The following is a 16,003-nucleotide window of genomic DNA, read 5'->3' on the forward strand; positions in this document are numbered from 1 at the left end:
CCGCATGTACCTCGCCGGGCCGCGCTGCCCCGCGTGTACCCCTGCCGCTATCGCGGGCCGTCCCGAACCCCCGTCGAGTCCGGCCGTCAGCGCGGCGGCCGCCGACACACCACCTGATGGAGGACAGGAAGATGAGTGACCCCAAGATCGGCGTGCCCCGTACGAAGGCCCGCCGCGGCAAGACGTTCACGCCGAAGCGGCACCGCCGGGAGGAGTCCCGCGCTGTGCTTTCCGCTGACGGTCAGCGGGTCCTGGCCGTCGTGCACGGCCGCCACGTCACCCCGGAAGACCTCGACCAGGCGTTGCAGTGCCTGCTGTCGGCGCCGAACCGGACGTGGGATGTGGAGGCGCTGCGTGGCCAGTAGCGACCAGGTCGTGGTCCGCCTAGACGCGGACGCAGAGGGGCTCCACAAGGCTGCGGCCATGGCCCTGAACGTGTACCGCGACGGCGTGCGGCAGGAGTTCGCCCGCGAGGTCGCCGCGACGTTAACCGCGATGCGTCCGCGCCAGGTCGACGGCGCGGACGTGCGGGTCATGGACGACACCCTGCAGATGGCCGTCCGGACGGTCCTGCGGCTGGCCGGCCTGCCAGAGCCGGAGGTGTGATGGGCGACAAGAGCGCGATCGAGTGGACCGACGCGACATGGAACGTCGTGACGGGCTGCACTCGGATCTCCGACGACTGCCAGGTCTGCTACATCGAGCGGACCCCGCCGTTCCGGATGGAGGGCCGCCGCTTCGACGGCCCGCATATCGGGGCGACTACGGGTGTCCGCCTGCACCCGGAGCGGCTGGACCAGCCGCTCCGCTGGCAGAGGCCGCGCCGGATCTTCGTCAACAGCCTCGCCGACCTGTTCCACGACGAGGTGCCCGACGCGTACATCGCCGAGGTATTCGCCGTCATGGCGCTGAGCCCACGGCACACCTTCCAGGTGCTGACGAAGCGGCCTGCGCGGATGCGGGCACTGATGAGCAGCGACACGTTCAGCGGCCAGGTCGCGCGCCTCACCGTTGCGATGGCCGAGGCCGAGCCCGGGCCGCCGTACCTGCCGGAGCATCTCGTCGTGACGCACGGCCGCCCGTGGTGGCCGCTGCAGAACGTGTGGCTCGGTGTGAGCGCCGAGAACCAACGCTGGGCCGACCTTCGTATCCCCGTTCTGCTCGATACGCCGGCCGCCGTCCGGTGGATCTCTGCCGAGCCGTTGCTCGGCCCGATCGATCTCCGCTACCTGGCCGGAGTGGACGCCCTGTTGCCGGACTGGATGGGCGGCCCTGGCGGCGGAACTGGCGCCCCTCACCCGCTGCTCGACTGGGTGGTTGCCGGTGGCGAGTCCGGTCCGGGTGCGAGGCCGATGCACCCGGACTGGGCTCGCTCCCTGCGGGACCAGTGCCAGGACGCCGAGGTGCCCTTCCTGCTCAAACAGTGGGGCGGGTGGGAGCCCATCGGCCCGTTGTACGGCGACGACGACGAGACCGCCGACGCCCACATGGAGGCCGTGGTGATCGAGGTCCACGAGAACCGTCGCGTGATCCAGCTGGAGCGAAGCGGCTACATCGCCGAAGGCCACCAGCCCACCGACGACCGGACGTGGCTGATGGCGCGCGTCGGTAAGAAGCGTGCCGGGCGGCTGCTCGACGGCCGTGTCTGGGACGAGTACCCCCGGGAGGCCCACTGATGGGAGACCCTCACCCGCTCGTCGTGCACCTGATGGACCGCCGGCGGCAGCTGCGCCTGTCCCAGAGGGCCGTGGCCCCCGCCGCCGGGGTGAAGTCCGGGAGTGTCGGCCTGTGGGAGCTGGGACAGGCGCAGCCCCGGCTGACCAGCCTCGCGGGGTACGCCCTCGCGCTCCGGCTGCGCCTGGCCGTCGTCGACCCGTGGACGCGGGAAACCCTGTCGAGTGACCCGGCCACGCTGATGAGCGCGGCCGCCGCGCACCGTCGGCGCCTGGACCTGTTGCAGGGGCAGGTGGCGCGGCTGATGCGCTGCGACCGGGTGACTGTGCGGCGGGCTGAGACGGGGCATCCGCGGTTGTGGCTCGGGATCGCGGATCGGTACGTCACAGCCGTCGGGCTGAAGTTCGTGCTGGTTTATGACCGGCCGCGTTGCTGCCGGTGTGACCCGTGGTGGTGTGAGAAGGACGAGGAGCATTGCGCGACGCAGGCGTGCCCGCGGTGTATGCACGGCTGCCCTGCCCCTGAGGGGGAGTGCTGCGAGCGGGCTGGTGGGGCGGCGCGATGAACGCGGGACGTTCAGGAGCCGGCGGCCGGAGTGGCGGGAGGACGCTCGGGCAGCTTCGCGCCGCGCTCACGGACGTACCAGCGGATGAAGTCGCGGATCACTGCCGAGCGGTTCCGCTTCCCGACCAGTTCGCCGAACGCTTCCCACAGCTCGGTCTCGACCCGGATGGGCCGGAGCGGGGTGTGGTTGTCGGTCACGTCGAACAGCGTAACCGCTGTATATGCAGGTCCCTGGCTTCCGGCGTTGCCGTGTATATACATGGGGACTATGCTCCTGTATATACACGGGGGACGCAAGTCCCCTTATGGCCAGCACCTTCTAGCCCGACAGGGGGCTTATCTCGCATGCCAAAAAACGGACGGGAACCACCGGCCACACGGCCAGCCATCGCCTCGGTTGACTCCCTCCTCTTGAAAGGCAACAACGCTCGTGGCACGAATCCGCTCGATCAAGCCTGAGCTGTGGTCCTCGCCCGGCATGCGCGGCCTGGACCCGTGGGCGCGTCTGCTGTTCATCGCGATGTGGAACTGGGCGGACGACTCCGGCCGGGGCACAGCGAACCCGCGGGAGCTCGCCGGGTTCGCTTTCCCGCACGACGAGGAGATCTCCTCGGTGGACGTTCGGCGGATGCTCGGCGAACTCCGCCGAGCCTTCGGTGTGGTCTTCTACGAGGTCGGTGGAAGGCCGTACTACTGGATCCCTTCCTGGGAGAAGCACCAGAAGATCGACAAGCGGTCAGGGGCGAAGTACCCGGCCCCGGAGGATGGCGAGCCGTGGGACCCCAACCCCGGCAAGTCCACGCACAAGCCGTCTGACCAGCCGGAACAGCCCCAATCGGAGAAGCCCGCCGAAACCTCGGCGGAACCCCCCGAGTCCTCGGCGGAGCCCGCCGGATCCTCGGCGCTGGAAGTAGGAACAGGGGAACAGGGGAACAGGGGAACAGGGGAAAAAACTCCGGTTACCGCCGTAGGCGGTCTTACGGTCCGTACCGCGCGCGCGAACGCGACGGCGCCTTCGGCGCAACCGATCACTTCTCTCGCCGCCCGATCCCTCATCGCCAGCATCCCCCGCTACCGTGACGCCCCCGGCTGGGCCCGTAAGCGCCACCTGATCCCGATGGCCCAGGCCGCGCTCGACACCGGGTTCGGCCCCAGTGCGATCACCCGCTACGCCCACCTCGTCGCCGACGAAGGCCGGTTCCTCGAGCGCCAGCACATTCCCGAGTTCCGGGAGGTCCTGCGCCGTCTCAGCCGGGACGCCACCCTCGAGGGCCTGTGCCACGGCTGCGGCCAGCAGACCTGCGCCTGCCCCACCCCCACCGTCGACGACCGGCCCTGGACCTCCGCCGACCAGGCCGACCTCGAAGCCACCCTCGACCACTTCGGCCTCACCCCCGACGACCTGCCCACCGAGGGAGCCCACGCCTGATGGACCTCGCCCAGGACCTCCGTACAGCCCAGGCCGCGTACGACACCGCCGACCGTGCGCTCACCGCCGCCCGCGCCACCCTGGACGGCGCCGGGAAGGCCTACGACTCCACCCGCCGCCGCACCCCACGCGGCGTCAACCTCGAACGCGCCCGCCAAGCGTGGGGCCTGGCCCTCCTCGACTGGGCCACCGCCCTGATCGCCCGGGAGACCGCCAAGGACACACTCGCGGCCGAACGCCGCACCACCGACCAGGCCGTAGCCGACGAGCTCCACCTGCCCACCCGGAGCCCCCGATGACCAACCTCGAAACCCTCGGCCGCCACACCGACCACGCCGCCAAACTCATCGCGGCCACCATCGAGCGCGGCCGCCGCGCCACCACCACCGGCGCGGCCGCCGTCATCCTCGGCGACCTCCTCGACGTCGGCTGGCGCCTGCCGCCCAACCTCGGCCCGACCCCACCCGACCCCGACCGGCCCGGCTGGCACCTGCCGAGACAGGACGCCCCCGCGTTCTACCGCGACCTCGACCCACTGGCCCAGCTCGCCTACGACGCAGGCAAAACCCCACGGCAGGTCGCCATCAAAAAGATCGCGCTCATGGTGAGCGCCTGGTTTACGGTCCGCGACGCCAGGGCCAAGGACCCGGCAGCCTTCCCCGGCTGGCCCCGCGACCTGTCCGCTGAGGACCACAGCCGGCGCATCCTCGGCGCACTGCTCGACACCGGGCTGACACCCCCGGCGGACATCTCCACCGAGCAGCTCGGCGGCCGCGCCGGAGGCGACCGGCCATGATCCCCGCCCCGTCCGAACTACGCCCCTGCCGGGACTGCACCCGCCCGATCCTGTGGACCACCACCGCCGCGGCCCGACGCCTGGCCGTCGACCCCACCCCGGACGACACAGGCAACCAGGCCTGCTACCGCGACACGACGGGCACCTGGCGGTCCCGCTCGTTGAACGGCAGCAGCGCCCCCACCCCGGCGGACTGGGAGGACCGGTTCGTGCCTCACGTCGCGACCTGCCCCAACCGCCGCCCCGTGCAGACGGCACTGCCCGCCGCGCCACCGGCCCGGCTGCCGGCCAACGTCATCCGTTTCGACCCGGCCCGCCGCCGAACCACCCCACCCACAAGAACCAGGAGACGATCGTGACGTTCATCTGCGGCGTACCGTCCGCGGAACTCCCCCCGTCAAGCAACAGCGTGGTGATTCTGCGCTGGCTGTGCCCGCTGTGCTCAGACCAGGACCAGATGCCAGGCGAAGAGTGCGGGCTGTGCCTAGGCCGCGGCGCCATCACTCAGGACACCGCAGACACCTGGCTGACGATGGCCGAACCCGGCGACCCTCCGCTGCGACCGGCCCCGGTCCCGCCGGCCGTCATGAGGTCCCCCTGCCGGGACTGCGCGTTCCGGCCCGGCGCGCCGGAGGAAGACGAACAACCACCGGTCGAACGGCCGTTCTATTGCCACCATGGCATGCCCGTCGTCAACGGCGCCTACGCCCCGACGGCATGGGCCGACGGCAAACCCCTCGGCGCGATGGTCTGTCGCGGCTGGTGGGCCGCCGCGACCGGCGAGCCCCTCCCGGCGGAGGCGTACCGCCCCGCGAACGACGGATGGGGCCGCCCGTGATCTCCGCCGCCCTCGACTACCTCGCCCGTTTCTGGAAGACGAACGCCGTACCGGCCGCCGCGGCCGCCGAGCGTCTCGTCCACGACCACCAGGCCGCGCACGAGCCCGAACCGCCGGCCGCGCCCCGCCCGCCATGGGTGGGACCTCTACCGGCACATCCCTGGAGAGGCGCACGGCCCATATCGAGCATCGCCCACCACGACCGAGAGGACGCCGTCCTCGAGGAGCTCGCCGAGACGACCGCCCGATGCGGCTCCCCCTGGGAGGCCGCCCAGCACATGTTCACCCCGAGGAAGGACTGATCGCGCCGTGACCGACCCGTTCAACCTGCGCGACACCCTCACCGCCAGCATCGGCGCCGTCCACGCCCAGGTCGCCATCAATGCCGTCGCCACCTGGGCGCGCGCCCAAGCCGCCGTCTTCGAACTCGGCGATGACCGTAAGCCGTGGGAGGCCGTGCACAACGCGGCCACCTGGCGGCACGTCGCCCGCATGATGACCGCCTACGGCGCAGCCCCGCCCGCCCCCGACCCGACCGAACTCGTCGCGAAGATCTGGGGCGTCCTCGCCGACGCGGGGCACACCCCCGCCACCGATTCGCCCACCAGCGACGGCTTTCTGGTCGGCCACATGCCCGGAGCCGTACTCGTCGCCCTCGCGCGCGGCACCGGCCTCACGGGCACCCCGTGGGCGGCCGTGCAGCGGCAGATGCTCGACCGGTGGGCCGCCACGCTCACCAACGCCGGATACCAGCCCAAGATCGTCGGCGACACCGAAGCCCCTCCGGCTCTATATATCGCGCTGACCAGCTGAGCCTCATAGCCAACCGAACCGAGGAGTAACCCCGTGGCTGACCTGAGCCTCGACGGCCCCAAGATCGACCGGGCTGCCGCAGAACGAGTCCACTACGTCGACCCGCGTGTTCGCCTGCTGGCCTCGACCCGCTGGCGGCTCGCCACCGGCTGGAGCCACCGGAGCTGGCTGGGCCTGGGCAAGAACAACCCGGACGCGCTGATCCAGGAGGCCCGAGACTGGCTGCGCGCCGCCGTGGCCGCCGGGCTCCTGCCACCGCCCGGCCGCGCGGACATCGTGACCGTGCCCGCCGCCGACCTGCGCCACGCCGTCGAGGTATTCACCGAGGCGGCCGACACGTGCACCAACCCCGACTGCGCCTCGCCGATCTGCCGGGCCCTCGCCCGCCTGAAAGCCGCCCTGAACGGAGACAACCTTCGTGGCTGACCAGATCGAGACTGCGGTGCGCGCGGTCCTGTCCCACCCGTGGGGGTCAGGGCCGTGGAGCGCACACGCCGAACACAAGTACGACATCGAGTGTGCGGTGTGCCAGGGCGACGTCGCCGCGATCCTGACGGTAGCCGTCCCGCACATCGCCGAGAACGCCCTTCACGACGCGATGGTGGAGCAGCACGACGAGGTGATCGGCCGCCTGGCCGTCGAAGCGATCGACCGGGAGCGGCCGAAGCTCATAGCCATGATGGAGGAGATCGCCGACCAGGCCATGGCGAAGAAGACCGCCGCCATCCGGGCCGAGGAACGCGCCGCCATCATCGTCGGGATCCGCGCCTACTTCGCCCCCGTCGACGACCCGCTGCATGAGGACGTGCGGATCTTATGCGGGCGGATCGAACGCGGCGAATACTCGCCTGCCAGCCACCAAGAGGAAGAGGCCGACCGTGGTTGAGATCCCAGCGGAAGCCACACAAGCCGCAGCGAAGGCGCTGTGGCGGGACTTCGAGGACTACGAGGAATGCTCGCACTCGTTCAGCGAAATGCCCCGCCTTGCCCGGCTCGCGGTCGAGGCCGCCGCCACGCACATCGCCGGGGACGGCCTGGTCATCGTCCGAGCCGAGGACATCAACGCCGTCCTGGGCCCCGCCCCCGGGGTGGACGCCTACGTGGCTGCCGGCCGCCGTCTCCTCGACGCCGCCGAGTCCGTAGCGGAGCAGCCGTGCGGGACCCGTGCTGAGGATCACTCCGACCTGAGCGCGTACGACAGCCCCACTGCCGTCCTCCGCCAGCGGGCGACCGACGCGGCGCTGACCGTCTGGAACCGCGTGGCGATCATGTGCGAGCACACGCAGAGAATTCCGGTCGGCGACGTCGTGGATGTGGTGCTGGCCGTACGAGACGACGAACTGCGCAAGGCATGTCTTCACGCCGTCCTGGCCGAGGTCGCCCTGAAGGGCGCCCGCCAGAAGTTGGCCGACGCCAGCGCAGCGCTCGCCCGTGTCCGCTCTCTGGCCGACCGGTGGGGTGTCACCGATCCCGGGGGACGTGACGAGATCCTCGCCGCTGTGGACGGCCCGGCCGCAGGCGAGAACCCGGGAGGCGTCGATGGTTGACCCCCGCGATCAGTACGGGCAGCTCACCCGTGACGAGCTGCTCGCCGAACTCGCCCGCACCAGCGAGGAATGCGCGGCCGTGCGGCGGCAGCTCACCGCCACCCGAATGGAGCTCAACGGCGCCAGGCGAGAGGCCGAGGTGCTCGCCGGTTCGCGGGATGTCGCGTGGCGGATCCGCCGGCTGCAGCAGGACATCAGCACCTCACTGTCCAGGGAACTGTCCGAGGCCAGGGACGCCATCGCCCGCGTCCGGGAGCGCCTGGACGCGCTGATCGCCGATGGATTCGGGGCCACAACTCCAACCCTTCGTAACCTTTGCCACCTTCTGGACGGCCGGGCCGTCTCCGAGCAGACCCGAGGCGGGGCCGATGAGTAGCCACTGCTGGGACGGCGGCTGCTGGGTCGTCCTCGATCACGACTGTGAGCCGGTCAGCGGCTACCACCACGCCAGCGAGGCCAACGCGCACGCTGCAGCGCTTCCCGTCGGCTTCTACGTCCGGCGCGTGGTCTGCATGTGCAACCAGCCCTTTCCCGCTTCTACCGCAGAGGGGACCCCGTGACTTCATTCGTCGGCCTTCCGACGCCGCCCGGCGCGGCCGGTTGCGCCTTCGCGCCGGACATCGACCGGGAGGGCTGCGTCGAGCCCGCCACCGTCCACGTCATCGGTCGCGCCGAAGGCTGGGGCTGGGTCGCCCTGCATACATGCGGCGCCCATCTCAGCATCGCGAAGGCCGGATGTGTCGAGATCGCTGACGAGCACCCGGCGGAGGGCTGCTCCGGCGAGCACTACGCCCCGACCACCACCGAGGAGCCCAACCGATGACCGAGACCCGCGACTTCCACTTGGGGGACATCCTCACCATCACCACGGAGTTCATGGTCACTCCGAACGGTGTTGACGGCATCTACCAGATCCTCAACTGGATGACCGGCGACAACCTGTTCACTCACCAGTTGCCTCGGGCTACCCGCGAGTGCGCGCCCGACCTCCTACGGCAGCATCCCGACCTTGCCGCCGTGACGGTCCCCGCGTTCGGCGACGACGAGCGGGAGGTGTGGGCGTGGCTGGATGAGCAGGTCCGCCGCTACGGCGAAACCCGCCCGGTCGCACCGTTACACCCGGACGGCCACACGCGGATCGACCCGCTGACCGAGCTACGAATGATCGCCCCGCACGTTCCCGTGATCGGGGTCGAGATCCCGCCCACCACCGAGGAGACCAACCATGCCTGACCATGCCACGTGGCGGTACTACGCCAAGCCCCACCTGCCGAGCTTCTACCGCTATCGGATCGCCGCCGACGATGCCGGGGCACGGCTGGTCCGCAACATCTGCCCCCACATGCCCAACCCGGCAACGCGCGGCCGAGCGTGGATCGGCCTCGCCGTACGGATCGGCCGTCACGCCTACTGCGTCAAGTGGGCCGATGCCCGCCTGCGTGCAATCGACACGATCAAAGAGACCGGAGGCCGCAATGGCTAACTATCAGCGGTGGGAGATGGTCGACTACGAGCTCCCTCTGCCGTCCGACTGGCACGCCGTGTCCGAGGTGCTCGACAAGCTCCACCAGGAGCTGGGCGACCGCACGATATTCCGCGACGCCGTGAAGGTGCTCGTCGATGACGACACGCTCGTGTTCCGCTACCGGAAGGCACGCGGCGATGGCTGACCACGACATCGCCGAGACCCGCCGGCTCGTCCGCGAGTTCCTGGCCGGTCAGCGCATCCTCGCCGAGCAAGGCCGGATCCGCTGGCCATTCGAGCTGCTCAAGCCTCACAAGAGGCACCTGGGCAGCTACTTCGCCCGCGTCCACCTCCTGCTGATCCCGGGCGAGCAGACCGGAGACGTCACACGCCGGAGCCGCTCATGACCTTCCAAGGCATCGTCATCGCCTGTGACGCCCCCGGCTGTGGGGCCCGCGTCCAGGCCCCCACCAACGAACTCGCTCTCGGCCGCGAGATCGTCGCCGAACGGTTCGGCTGGACCAGCGACGGCCACCTCGACCACTGCGGCCCCTGCACCGAAAGGCGCCCATGACCCCCGAAGAGGCCGCCCGTCGGCCGAGCATCCGTTGCGTACTGAGGCCGAGCGAGGAAATCTGACGTGTTGCCTCAACTCCCCGAGGATTTCCCGCACCGGATGCCGGCGGCAGTGCAGCACCTGCATTGCCGCCGGTGCGGTCACAACATCGTGCTTCACGATCGGGCTCGGAAGCCGTGGGAATGCCAGTTCCGCTTGTGCCGATGCGAGGGATACGAGCATGTCCTTCTCGACCAGTTCCTGGAGCAATGGCTGGCCACGAGATCTGCGAGTGCGCGTCCCGCGATTCCTAAGGAGATGTTGGACGCTGTCCTGGCCCGCGACGGCATGAACTGCCGCTACTGCGGGCGGCGTGTACACACCAGGCGCAAGGGCCCAGGGAAGCTCCATTTCGATCATGTAATTCCGTGGTCGAAGGGTGGCCGTCACGCAGTCGAGAACCTGGTCGTGAGCTGTCAGCGGTGCAACCTCCGCAAGAGCAACGACGACAGCATTCGTCCATATGACTGGTCAGAGCAGTGACCTGCGTAGAGCACATAGATTGATCATCGAACGAGGGGGATCGGTGGCGTACGACGACAGCAGCAGGTGGTGCCAGGGATCCTGCATGGGCTGGGCACGGCGCAGGATGGCCGGCTACCGGGAAGACGTGGCAGCGTACGAGGCCGTGCTCGCCCGCTACCGCGAACGCCTGGCCGACCCGAGCACCAAGCCCAGCACGCTCCGGAAGCCGGCCGCTCCGGAGCCGCCCAGGATCATCCCCGTCCTCGGCGACCCCATCTACTGCCAGGCGTGCACCCACGCGGTGAAGGCCAAGCTCGCCCGCCTCGACGTGGCCGCCGCGATCGCCGCCCGTGAGTCCGACGGCATGCGCGGCACCACCACCGAGGCGAAAGTCCGCTCCACCCCAGGCCCCGCCTCCCCCTCACCCACGATCGACGAGCTGGAAGACCTCGAGGGCTGGTTGCGCTCATGGAAGGCCGCCTACCTCGGCGCGGACGAAGTCGCGCGCCTCGGCAGCCTCATGGACGCCATCACGTACGGCACGGCCTGGCTCGTCCACCGGGCCGAGCGGATCCTCCGCCACCGGCAGATGGCCGTCCCCTTCGCCGAAGAGACCCTCGCCTGGTATGCCCGCCTCGACCGCTACGACCCGACGGACGTCACCGTCCAGCGGATGCCCCTACGCTGCCCCGGCTGCAAACGCTTCTCCCTCGAACGCCGCGGCGGCGAAGACGTCGTCCGCTGCCGCACCATCGGATGCGTCCGCGGGGAGTCCATCAGCATGGACCAGTACACCGCCATGGTCGAACAGCAGGCCATGGCCGCCAAGGCGGCCACGAAGACCCGGACCGTCGTACGGCCACCGCGACCGCGCACCCCGGCCGCCGAGACCGAACACCAGAAGGTAGAGCCATGAACGAACTGATCACGTGGCTCCGCGCCACGATCGAAGGCGCCAAGACCACCGCCGAGGCGCTCGGCGGCAAAGCCTGGCACGTGGAGAAGGATGTGGGTGACGGCGAATGGTTCTTCCTCCGCGCGGCCGGGGGCGGCGATGATGTGGCACGCGAACCGTCTGGCCGAGCGCGCCGCGCGGGCCCTCGCCTGGGGCTACCGCCACCGTGAGGGCTACCGGTCGGAATGGGCACCCGATGGCACGGCATGACCCTGGGATGTCGTGATCTCCTGGCAGGATGGACGGCATTGTGATCGCCTCCCCTCCCCGGCTGACTGACATCGCTGCCGTCCGCGTGACCCCGGACGGCAGCGCCGTCGTCATCCCGCACATCCTGCCGCTCACCGTGCCAGCGGAGGTGATGGGCATGACAGTCGCCGAATGGCTCGGCCTCGACACGCCGGTGATCGACCGACTTGCCGAACCAGCCCACCACGTGCAACGCTGAGTGTCAGCAGGTCACGTATGCCCTCGAACGGGTCGTTCGGGGGCTTTCGCGTTTCCAGGGGGTGATCATGCAGCCCCACGACGTCGTCACCCCGAGCAAGGCCGCCGCCATCTTCGGCATCCCGGCCGGCACTCTCCGCTCCTGGATCCACCGCAAGGGCATCCAACCACTCGGGAAGATCGGCCCGTACAACGCGTACAACTACCAGGAACTCGCCGACCTCGAACGTGAGATGCGAGCCGCCTGATGGCCCGAGCCCAGACGGTCTGCACAACCCCCGGATGCCCCAACCTGTGCGCTGGCGGCCGCTGCGACGGCTGCAAAGCCGAGGCGGAGAAACGACGCGGCACGGCATCCCAACGCGGATACGGCTCCCGCCACCGAGACCGCTTCCGCCGGGCGGTGCTCCGCAGAGACCCGGCGTGCACGCTGTGCGGCGCGGCTCGCAGCGTGCACGCCGACCATCACCCGATCGACCGGCGCGAGCTCGTACGGCGCGGCCTCGACCCCGACGACCCGCAGTACGGCCGCGGCCTGTGCGACCCCTGCCACCGCAAGGAAACCGCACGCCTCCAGCCGGGAGGCTGGGCAGCCGAGCAGATGAGGTGACCACATGACCCAGGAGGCATCCGCGGTGAGTAGCGGCAGCGCGCCGATCCCGGACGGCTTCACATGCACCGACCCTCAGCGGCGGCTCATCCTGCACCAGGGCGACGCCGACCAGGCCCCCCGGCAGAACCTCTCCGATTGGATCGAGCCCCTGCCCCGCCTCCAGGTCCTGCCCCTGCCCGGCGACCAGTTCGCCCTCGTCCTGTCCGGCTACCGCGACCAGGACGGCCTCGACCTCGAGACACTGACCCGAGCCGGACGGGAGTGCGGCGCCAAGACCTTCATGGTCTTCGACCAGCACATCGAGGTCGGCTGAGCACCTCACCGCACGCGACCAGCCCGGCGGCTGGAACGCCCGATAACCCTGGAGGCACCCATGAGCCAGAAGCCGACCCTCGGTCGCATCGTCCACTACACGCTGAACGAGGGCGACGCCAAGGCGATCAACAAGCGCCGCATCGACTTCCAGGCGTTCCTGAGCTGCTTCTCCGGCAAGTCCGCCCCTGGCCAGGCAGGAGCCGATGGCCACCAGGCCCACATCGGCAACCTCGTTGAGGCTGGCCAGGTGTACCCGGCCGTGGTGGTCCGCGTCTGGGAGTCCTCGTTCAACAGCGCGAACCTGCAGGTGCTGCTCGACGGGAACGACACCTACTGGGCGACCTCGCGGGCCGAGGGTGACCAGCCGGGTACGTGGGCTTGGCCGGCGCGCGTCTGATGCCGTACACCAGTCACGGCCACCCGTACGGCGTGGTCGACACCAGTCAGCCGAAGCCCACTGCGATCGCTCGATGCGGCGGCCCCGGCCTATGCAAGACCTGCCGAGCAGAGGCCGGGCTGGACACGCCCACCGACGTCGAGGTCTGGCATTGCCAGGGCCCTCATTGCACGGCTACCGCCCCGGCCGAGGCCGATTGCTGGGTCGACGACCTCGGCGGCCCGTTCTGCGGGGTGCACGGCTGATGGCCCGCTTCCGAAAGCGTCCCGTCGAGATCGACGCCGTGCGCGTCGCCGACGCCCTCAAGGCCGCCTCGTCCGCCTGGTCCGAGCTTCCTCCATGGCTGGCCGAGGCGTACGAGAACTGCACGGTGATCTTCCTCAACGATGCCGTGCTGATCAAGACCCTTGAGGGCGAGATGCGCGCAGAGAAGGGCGACTGGATCATCCGGGGCGTGCAGGGCGAGCTGTACCCGATCAAGCCCGAGATCTTCGCCGAGACGTACGAAGCGGTCTGATTCCGAGAGGACCCGCGTGATGGCCACGCTTCACGTCCATCCGGAAGGCGACCAGGTCGAGCACGACACCAGCACCGACGGGCCCGACTGCATCTGCGGGCCGGAGGTACGGCCGGCGGAGCACGGCGACGGGCGGATCGGCTGGCTGATCGTGCATCACTCGCTCGACGGACGCGAGCTGGCCGAGTGAGCGGCCGGTGTCGGCGGCTGGCGCGCGGAACCAGGCACCTCGGTTACGGAGCGTTTCCGCAGGTCAGAGGCCTATCGCGTTTCCGCAGGTCAGGGAGGGGAGGGCAGGGGTCGCCCGGTCAGATAGTGGACCGCGGGGGAGGGCGATTTTCCTGTGTACGCATCCCCAGAGTTTTTGATCTCCGCAACATCACCCTCCGTGACTACGCGCAAGGCGAGTCACCCCGCAACGGGACGAGGTGCACCTCATGGCTCCAATCCCCAAGCCCGCAGGCATGCGGCAGCGCCGGAACCGGGCGGCCACCAGCGCAAAGCTGCAGGCGGACCCGAAGCTGAAGGCGCCCAACTTGCCCGAGCTTCCCGACCGGCTGTGGCATCCGATGACCCTCGCGTGGTGGGCCGACGTGTGGCGGTCGCCGATGGCTCCGGAGTATGACGAGTCCGACCGGCATGGCCTGTTCCTGCTGGCGGTCCTCGTTGACGACTTCTGGGTCAAGCCGTCGAAGGATCTCGCTGCGGAGATCCGGCTTCAGCGGCAGTCGTTCGGCCTGTCCCCGATCGACCGGCGGCGGCTCCAGTGGGAGATCGACCGCGGCGACGAGGCGACCGAGCGGACCCGGAAGCGGCGGGCCGCGCCGGCGGCGCGGAAGGGGTCGGACGGAAAGCCGGTAGACCCGAGGTCAGTCCTGCACGCGGTGTAGGCCATGGGGCTGCTGGTAGTCCCGCCCTTCGACGAAGAGCCGTGGCCGACGCTCGGACCGCAGGTGTGCGACCTGCTCGAGGAGCGCTGCGTCCATGGCCCGGGCGACTTGCGAGGCAAGCCCTACCAGCTGGACGAGGAAAAGCGGGCGCTGATCTACCGCTGGTACGAGGTCTACCCGAAAGACCACCCACGTGCGGGGAAGCGCCGATTCAAGCGGGTCGGCCTGTCGGTCCGTAAGGGCACGGCCAAGACCGAGCTCGCTGCGGCGGTCGCATTTGCCGAGCTTCACCCGGAAGGCCCGGTCCGTACGGACGGGTGGCGCAAGAAGGGCGGGGTATGGGTGCCGGTCGGCCGACCGGTGACCGACCCGTACATCCCGATGGTGGCCTACACCGAGGAGCAGACCGAGGACCTGGCCTACGCGGCGCTGCTGGTGATGGTGACCGAGGGCGAGGACGCGGATCTGTTCGACGCGGGCCTTGAGCGGATCATGCGCGCCGGCGGGGACGGCAAGGCCGTCGCCCTGGCGGCGGCGCCGGATTCCCGTGATGGTGCACGCACGACGTTCCAGCATTTCGATGAGACCCACCGAATGGTGTCGCCGCGGCTGAGGGCCGCCCATCAGACGATGCTGATGAACATCCCCAAGCGGCCCCTGGCCGACCCGTGGTCGCTGGAGAGCACCACGACCTACACACCGGGCGAGGGCTCGGTGGCCGAGGGGACGCACGAGTACGCCGAGCTCGTCGACGAGGGCAAGGCGAAGGACCGGACGCTGTTCTTCTTCCACCGCGAGGCGACCCCGCGGCCGGATGAGGACCTGGACGACTTCGAGCAGGCCCGCTCGGCGGTGATCGAGGCCTCCGGGCCGTCGATCGCGACCTGGCCGGACTTCGAGGGCCAGGTCGAAGCGATCATCTCGCTGCGCAACCAGCCCGACACCGACAAGGCGTACTGGGAGCGGGTGTGGCTGAACCGCCGCAGGCAGTCCGGCCAGCAGGCGTTCGACGCCACCCGGTGGAAGCAGCTGGCCCGGCCGGACATCGTGATTCCCGACGGGGAGCTGATCACCATCGGCTTCGACGGTGCCCAGTTCCACGACGCCACCGGGCTTATCGCGACGGACGTCATGACCGGGTTTCAGTGGCCGCTCGGGATCTGGGAATGCCCCCCGGACGCCAAGGACTGGGAGTGCCCAGAGGATGAGGTCTCCGCCGCCCTAGAAGAGGCCATGGACCGCTGGGAGGTCTGGCGGGTGTATGCCGACCCTCCCTACTGGGACGGCATGATCAACCACTGGCGCGGCAAGTACGGCGCCAAACGGGTGATCGAGTGGTGGACGAACCGTCCGCTCCAGATGGCTCACTCCCTGCGCGCCTACAAGGGCGCGATGACCACGGGCGCTGTCACTAACAACGGGCACGAGGTCTTCACCCGGCACATCGGCAACGCATGCAAGCACACGCTCAAGCAGCTCGACGAGCGCGGTCAGCCGTTGTGGGTAATCCGCAAGGAACGCCCCGACTCCCCGAAGAAGATCGACGGCGCGATGGCCGGCGACCTGTCGTGGGAAGCCCGCTGCGACGCGATCGCGGCCGGGGCGAAGAAGCGCCGCCGTTCGAAGGTGATCGTCATGAGATGAGATGAGATGGGGTGATCG

General features: G+C 69.7%; 36 protein-coding genes. 35 read left to right on the top strand and 1 reads right to left on the bottom strand.

The window, feature by feature from the left end:
* Positions 1-131 precede the first annotated feature (131 nt).
* The 4 genes from Mth01_RS12690 to Mth01_RS12705 are packed head-to-tail and all read left to right on the top strand — an operon-like array spanning position 132 to position 2,239.
* Complete coding sequence (locus Mth01_RS12690) at positions 132-365, top strand: hypothetical protein (protein ID WP_204016016.1); 234 nt, start codon at positions 132-134, stop codon at positions 363-365.
* Positions 355-606, top strand: a complete 252-nt coding sequence (locus Mth01_RS12695) for a hypothetical protein (protein ID WP_204016017.1) — start codon at positions 355-357, stop codon at positions 604-606. The genes Mth01_RS12690 and Mth01_RS12695 overlap by 11 nt, the downstream gene beginning before the upstream one ends.
* Positions 606-1,676, top strand: a complete 1,071-nt coding sequence (locus Mth01_RS12700) for a DUF5131 family protein (protein WP_204016018.1) — start codon at positions 606-608, stop codon at positions 1,674-1,676. Before Mth01_RS12695 ends, Mth01_RS12700 begins: the two co-directional genes overlap by 1 nt.
* Entirely contained in the window at positions 1,676-2,239 is a 564-nt protein-coding gene (locus tag Mth01_RS12705) for a hypothetical protein (protein WP_204016019.1), read from the top strand. The genes Mth01_RS12700 and Mth01_RS12705 overlap by 1 nt, the downstream gene beginning before the upstream one ends.
* A gap of 11 nt (positions 2,240-2,250) precedes the next feature.
* Here the strand turns inward: Mth01_RS12705 and Mth01_RS12710 are convergent, their stop codons facing one another.
* Positions 2,251-2,436, bottom strand: a complete 186-nt coding sequence (locus Mth01_RS12710; protein ID WP_204016020.1) for a hypothetical protein — start codon at positions 2,434-2,436, stop codon at positions 2,251-2,253.
* Between the two features lie 232 nt (positions 2,437-2,668).
* Here Mth01_RS12710 and Mth01_RS12715 point away from each other — a divergent pair, with 232 nt between their 5' ends.
* The 31 genes from Mth01_RS12715 (at position 2,669) to Mth01_RS12865 (ending at position 15,985) form a co-directional block, all read left to right on the top strand.
* Positions 2,669-3,667, top strand: a complete 999-nt coding sequence (locus Mth01_RS12715; RefSeq protein WP_204016021.1) for a hypothetical protein — start codon at positions 2,669-2,671, stop codon at positions 3,665-3,667.
* The gene (locus Mth01_RS12720) at positions 3,667-3,966 is read left to right on the top strand and encodes a hypothetical protein (RefSeq protein WP_204016022.1); all 300 of its coding nucleotides are present in this window, start codon (positions 3,667-3,669) and stop codon (positions 3,964-3,966) included. The genes Mth01_RS12715 and Mth01_RS12720 overlap by 1 nt, the downstream gene beginning before the upstream one ends.
* A complete protein-coding gene (locus Mth01_RS12725) occupies positions 3,963-4,463 on the top strand; it encodes a hypothetical protein (protein WP_204016023.1) in 501 nt (166 codons plus the stop codon). The genes Mth01_RS12720 and Mth01_RS12725 overlap by 4 nt, the downstream gene beginning before the upstream one ends.
* Positions 4,460-4,822, top strand: a complete 363-nt coding sequence (locus Mth01_RS12730) for a hypothetical protein (protein ID WP_204016024.1) — start codon at positions 4,460-4,462, stop codon at positions 4,820-4,822. The genes Mth01_RS12725 and Mth01_RS12730 overlap by 4 nt, the downstream gene beginning before the upstream one ends.
* Positions 4,819-5,301, top strand: coding sequence for a hypothetical protein (locus tag Mth01_RS12735; protein ID WP_204016025.1), 483 nt, complete (start codon positions 4,819-4,821; stop codon positions 5,299-5,301). The genes Mth01_RS12730 and Mth01_RS12735 overlap by 4 nt, the downstream gene beginning before the upstream one ends.
* Positions 5,298-5,603: a hypothetical protein gene (locus Mth01_RS12740; protein WP_204016026.1), complete on the top strand. Its 306-nt coding sequence runs from the start codon at positions 5,298-5,300 to the stop codon at positions 5,601-5,603. The genes Mth01_RS12735 and Mth01_RS12740 overlap by 4 nt, the downstream gene beginning before the upstream one ends.
* 7 nt (positions 5,604-5,610) lie before the next feature.
* Positions 5,611-6,114: a hypothetical protein gene (locus Mth01_RS12745; RefSeq protein WP_204016027.1), complete on the top strand. Its 504-nt coding sequence runs from the start codon at positions 5,611-5,613 to the stop codon at positions 6,112-6,114.
* A gap of 33 nt (positions 6,115-6,147) precedes the next feature.
* Entirely contained in the window at positions 6,148-6,540 is a 393-nt protein-coding gene (locus Mth01_RS12750; RefSeq protein WP_204016028.1) for a hypothetical protein, read from the top strand.
* Positions 6,533-7,000: a hypothetical protein gene (locus Mth01_RS12755; protein ID WP_204016029.1), complete on the top strand. Its 468-nt coding sequence runs from the start codon at positions 6,533-6,535 to the stop codon at positions 6,998-7,000. Before Mth01_RS12750 ends, Mth01_RS12755 begins: the two co-directional genes overlap by 8 nt.
* Positions 6,993-7,661 carry a hypothetical protein gene (locus tag Mth01_RS12760; protein ID WP_204016030.1) on the top strand — a complete coding sequence of 223 codons (669 nt, stop codon included), beginning with the start codon at positions 6,993-6,995 and terminating at the stop codon, positions 7,659-7,661. The genes Mth01_RS12755 and Mth01_RS12760 overlap by 8 nt, the downstream gene beginning before the upstream one ends.
* On the top strand, positions 7,654-8,037 hold the full coding sequence (locus Mth01_RS12765; protein WP_204016031.1) for a hypothetical protein: 384 nt from the start codon (positions 7,654-7,656) through the stop codon (positions 8,035-8,037). Before Mth01_RS12760 ends, Mth01_RS12765 begins: the two co-directional genes overlap by 8 nt.
* The gene (locus tag Mth01_RS12770) at positions 8,030-8,221 is read left to right on the top strand and encodes a hypothetical protein (protein ID WP_204016032.1); all 192 of its coding nucleotides are present in this window, start codon (positions 8,030-8,032) and stop codon (positions 8,219-8,221) included. Before Mth01_RS12765 ends, Mth01_RS12770 begins: the two co-directional genes overlap by 8 nt.
* Positions 8,218-8,484, top strand: a complete 267-nt coding sequence (locus Mth01_RS12775) for a hypothetical protein (protein ID WP_204016033.1) — start codon at positions 8,218-8,220, stop codon at positions 8,482-8,484. The genes Mth01_RS12770 and Mth01_RS12775 overlap by 4 nt, the downstream gene beginning before the upstream one ends.
* Positions 8,481-8,894: a DUF7736 domain-containing protein gene (locus Mth01_RS12780; protein WP_204016034.1), complete on the top strand. Its 414-nt coding sequence runs from the start codon at positions 8,481-8,483 to the stop codon at positions 8,892-8,894. Before Mth01_RS12775 ends, Mth01_RS12780 begins: the two co-directional genes overlap by 4 nt.
* Positions 8,887-9,144, top strand: a complete 258-nt coding sequence (locus Mth01_RS12785) for a hypothetical protein (protein ID WP_204016035.1) — start codon at positions 8,887-8,889, stop codon at positions 9,142-9,144. Before Mth01_RS12780 ends, Mth01_RS12785 begins: the two co-directional genes overlap by 8 nt.
* Entirely contained in the window at positions 9,137-9,331 is a 195-nt protein-coding gene (locus Mth01_RS12790) for a hypothetical protein (RefSeq protein ID WP_204016036.1), read from the top strand. The genes Mth01_RS12785 and Mth01_RS12790 overlap by 8 nt, the downstream gene beginning before the upstream one ends.
* Positions 9,324-9,533, top strand: a complete 210-nt coding sequence (locus Mth01_RS12795; protein ID WP_204016037.1) for a hypothetical protein — start codon at positions 9,324-9,326, stop codon at positions 9,531-9,533. The genes Mth01_RS12790 and Mth01_RS12795 overlap by 8 nt, the downstream gene beginning before the upstream one ends.
* Entirely contained in the window at positions 9,530-9,700 is a 171-nt protein-coding gene (locus Mth01_RS12800) for a hypothetical protein (protein ID WP_204016038.1), read from the top strand. Before Mth01_RS12795 ends, Mth01_RS12800 begins: the two co-directional genes overlap by 4 nt.
* 330 nt (positions 9,701-10,030) lie before the next feature.
* The gene (locus Mth01_RS30395) at positions 10,031-10,225 is read left to right on the top strand and encodes an HNH endonuclease (protein ID WP_407695941.1); all 195 of its coding nucleotides are present in this window, start codon (positions 10,031-10,033) and stop codon (positions 10,223-10,225) included.
* Positions 10,226-10,310: 85 nt separating this feature from the next.
* Entirely contained in the window at positions 10,311-11,123 is an 813-nt protein-coding gene (locus Mth01_RS12810) for a hypothetical protein (RefSeq protein WP_204016040.1), read from the top strand.
* Positions 11,120-11,332: a hypothetical protein gene (locus tag Mth01_RS12815; protein WP_204016041.1), complete on the top strand. Its 213-nt coding sequence runs from the start codon at positions 11,120-11,122 to the stop codon at positions 11,330-11,332. Before Mth01_RS12810 ends, Mth01_RS12815 begins: the two co-directional genes overlap by 4 nt.
* Positions 11,333-11,400: 68 nt before the next feature.
* Positions 11,401-11,610 carry a hypothetical protein gene (locus Mth01_RS12820; RefSeq protein WP_204016042.1) on the top strand — a complete coding sequence of 70 codons (210 nt, stop codon included), beginning with the start codon at positions 11,401-11,403 and terminating at the stop codon, positions 11,608-11,610.
* 67 nt (positions 11,611-11,677) lie between these two features.
* Complete coding sequence (locus Mth01_RS12825) at positions 11,678-11,857, top strand: MerR family transcriptional regulator (RefSeq protein ID WP_204016043.1); 180 nt, start codon at positions 11,678-11,680, stop codon at positions 11,855-11,857.
* Positions 11,857-12,219, top strand: coding sequence for a hypothetical protein (locus Mth01_RS12830; protein WP_204016044.1), 363 nt, complete (start codon positions 11,857-11,859; stop codon positions 12,217-12,219). The genes Mth01_RS12825 and Mth01_RS12830 overlap by 1 nt, the downstream gene beginning before the upstream one ends.
* A gap of 4 nt (positions 12,220-12,223) precedes the next feature.
* Complete coding sequence (locus Mth01_RS12835; protein WP_204016045.1) at positions 12,224-12,535, top strand: hypothetical protein; 312 nt, start codon at positions 12,224-12,226, stop codon at positions 12,533-12,535.
* Between the two features lie 60 nt (positions 12,536-12,595).
* Positions 12,596-12,934, top strand: a complete 339-nt coding sequence (locus Mth01_RS12840) for a hypothetical protein (protein ID WP_204016046.1) — start codon at positions 12,596-12,598, stop codon at positions 12,932-12,934.
* Complete coding sequence (locus tag Mth01_RS12845; RefSeq protein WP_204016047.1) at positions 12,934-13,179, top strand: hypothetical protein; 246 nt, start codon at positions 12,934-12,936, stop codon at positions 13,177-13,179. The genes Mth01_RS12840 and Mth01_RS12845 overlap by 1 nt, the downstream gene beginning before the upstream one ends.
* Entirely contained in the window at positions 13,179-13,451 is a 273-nt protein-coding gene (locus tag Mth01_RS12850; protein ID WP_204016048.1) for a hypothetical protein, read from the top strand. Before Mth01_RS12845 ends, Mth01_RS12850 begins: the two co-directional genes overlap by 1 nt.
* A gap of 19 nt (positions 13,452-13,470) precedes the next feature.
* Positions 13,471-13,641, top strand: coding sequence for a hypothetical protein (locus tag Mth01_RS12855; protein ID WP_204016049.1), 171 nt, complete (start codon positions 13,471-13,473; stop codon positions 13,639-13,641).
* A gap of 247 nt (positions 13,642-13,888) precedes the next feature.
* Complete coding sequence (locus tag Mth01_RS12860) at positions 13,889-14,341, top strand: phage terminase small subunit (protein WP_204016050.1); 453 nt, start codon at positions 13,889-13,891, stop codon at positions 14,339-14,341.
* 3 nt (positions 14,342-14,344) lie between these two features.
* Entirely contained in the window at positions 14,345-15,985 is a 1,641-nt protein-coding gene (locus tag Mth01_RS12865; protein ID WP_204016051.1) for a hypothetical protein, read from the top strand.
* The last annotated feature ends 18 nt before the right edge of the window (positions 15,986-16,003 follow it).

Source organism: Sphaerimonospora thailandensis (assembly GCF_016863115.1).
In the GTDB taxonomy this organism is placed as follows: Bacteria; Actinomycetota; Actinomycetes; order Streptosporangiales; family Streptosporangiaceae; genus Sphaerimonospora; species Sphaerimonospora cavernae.

Bases quoted from the DNA above. Each gene is read 5' to 3' on its own strand.
- Mth01_RS12705 (WP_204016019.1), top strand. From the start codon at position 1,676: ATGGGAGACCCTCACCCGCTCGTCGTGCACCTGATGGACCGCCGGCGG.
- Mth01_RS12840 (WP_204016046.1), top strand. From the start codon at position 12,596: ATGAGCCAGAAGCCGACCCTCGGTCGCATCGTCCACTACACGCTGAAC.
- Mth01_RS12815 (WP_204016041.1), top strand. From the start codon at position 11,120: ATGAACGAACTGATCACGTGGCTCCGCGCCACGATCGAAGGCGCCAAG.
- Mth01_RS12790 (WP_204016036.1), top strand. From the start codon at position 9,137: ATGGCTAACTATCAGCGGTGGGAGATGGTCGACTACGAGCTCCCTCTG.
- Mth01_RS12860 (WP_204016050.1), top strand. From the start codon at position 13,889: ATGGCTCCAATCCCCAAGCCCGCAGGCATGCGGCAGCGCCGGAACCGG.
- Mth01_RS12795 (WP_204016037.1), top strand. From the start codon at position 9,324: ATGGCTGACCACGACATCGCCGAGACCCGCCGGCTCGTCCGCGAGTTC.
- Mth01_RS12850 (WP_204016048.1), top strand. From the start codon at position 13,179: ATGGCCCGCTTCCGAAAGCGTCCCGTCGAGATCGACGCCGTGCGCGTC.
- Mth01_RS12690 (WP_204016016.1), top strand. From the start codon at position 132: ATGAGTGACCCCAAGATCGGCGTGCCCCGTACGAAGGCCCGCCGCGGC.
- Mth01_RS12720 (WP_204016022.1), top strand. From the start codon at position 3,667: ATGGACCTCGCCCAGGACCTCCGTACAGCCCAGGCCGCGTACGACACC.
- Mth01_RS12865 (WP_204016051.1), top strand. From the start codon at position 14,345: ATGGGGCTGCTGGTAGTCCCGCCCTTCGACGAAGAGCCGTGGCCGACG.
- Mth01_RS12835 (WP_204016045.1), top strand. From the start codon at position 12,224: ATGACCCAGGAGGCATCCGCGGTGAGTAGCGGCAGCGCGCCGATCCCG.
- Mth01_RS12825 (WP_204016043.1), top strand. From the start codon at position 11,678: ATGCAGCCCCACGACGTCGTCACCCCGAGCAAGGCCGCCGCCATCTTC.
- Mth01_RS12780 (WP_204016034.1), top strand. From the start codon at position 8,481: ATGACCGAGACCCGCGACTTCCACTTGGGGGACATCCTCACCATCACC.
- Mth01_RS12830 (WP_204016044.1), top strand. From the start codon at position 11,857: ATGGCCCGAGCCCAGACGGTCTGCACAACCCCCGGATGCCCCAACCTG.
- Mth01_RS12855 (WP_204016049.1), top strand. From the start codon at position 13,471: ATGGCCACGCTTCACGTCCATCCGGAAGGCGACCAGGTCGAGCACGAC.
- Mth01_RS12730 (WP_204016024.1), top strand. From the start codon at position 4,460: ATGATCCCCGCCCCGTCCGAACTACGCCCCTGCCGGGACTGCACCCGC.
- Mth01_RS12800 (WP_204016038.1), top strand. From the start codon at position 9,530: ATGACCTTCCAAGGCATCGTCATCGCCTGTGACGCCCCCGGCTGTGGG.
- Mth01_RS12820 (WP_204016042.1), top strand. From the start codon at position 11,401: ATGGACGGCATTGTGATCGCCTCCCCTCCCCGGCTGACTGACATCGCT.
- Mth01_RS12810 (WP_204016040.1), top strand. From the start codon at position 10,311: ATGGGCTGGGCACGGCGCAGGATGGCCGGCTACCGGGAAGACGTGGCA.
- Mth01_RS12725 (WP_204016023.1), top strand. From the start codon at position 3,963: ATGACCAACCTCGAAACCCTCGGCCGCCACACCGACCACGCCGCCAAA.
- Mth01_RS12845 (WP_204016047.1), top strand. From the start codon at position 12,934: ATGCCGTACACCAGTCACGGCCACCCGTACGGCGTGGTCGACACCAGT.
- Mth01_RS12700 (WP_204016018.1), top strand. From the start codon at position 606: ATGGGCGACAAGAGCGCGATCGAGTGGACCGACGCGACATGGAACGTC.
- Mth01_RS12765 (WP_204016031.1), top strand. From the start codon at position 7,654: ATGGTTGACCCCCGCGATCAGTACGGGCAGCTCACCCGTGACGAGCTG.
- Mth01_RS30395 (WP_407695941.1), top strand. From the start codon at position 10,031: ATGAACTGCCGCTACTGCGGGCGGCGTGTACACACCAGGCGCAAGGGC.
- Mth01_RS12785 (WP_204016035.1), top strand. From the start codon at position 8,887: ATGCCTGACCATGCCACGTGGCGGTACTACGCCAAGCCCCACCTGCCG.
- Mth01_RS12770 (WP_204016032.1), top strand. From the start codon at position 8,030: ATGAGTAGCCACTGCTGGGACGGCGGCTGCTGGGTCGTCCTCGATCAC.